Source organism: Xanthobacter autotrophicus (assembly GCF_029991245.1).
Lineage (GTDB): Bacteria > Pseudomonadota > Alphaproteobacteria > Rhizobiales > Xanthobacteraceae > Xanthobacter > Xanthobacter autotrophicus_C.
Window position 1 is genome coordinate 1 of sequence record NZ_JAIVFO010000425.1, and the last position, 407, is coordinate 407.

The 407-nt window shown below is 66.1% G+C and carries 1 protein-coding gene; it reads left to right on the forward strand.

Annotated features, from left to right (window positions below):
* Positions 1-407, forward strand: a 407-nt coding sequence (locus tag K9U41_RS23520; protein WP_282643237.1) for a hypothetical protein, incomplete at both ends; no start/stop codon positions are given.

Here is a 407-nt window from a genome sequence, read left to right on the forward strand (position 1 = left end):
TGCGCTACATGGCCGACGGCACGCCTGCCGACATCGTCCTGAACCCGCTGGGCGTGCCTTCGCGGATGAACATCGGGCAGGAGCTGGAAGTCCACCTGGGCTGGGCCGGCAAGGGCATCGGCCAGCGCATCGGCGACATGCTGCGCGACCAGGCCAAGGCGGCCGAGATGCGCACGTTCCTCGAAGAGGTCTACAACTCGCGCGGCCGCAAGGAAGACCTGTCGAAGCTGAGCGACGACGAGGTGATGGCCATGGCCGGCAACCTGACCAACGGCGTGCCGTACGCGACGCCGGTGGTCGATGGCGCGTCGGAAGCCGAAATCAAGGACATGCTGAAGCTGGCCTATCCGGACGACATCAAGGAGCGCAAGGGCCTCACGGACAGCCGTACCCAGGCGTACCTGTAC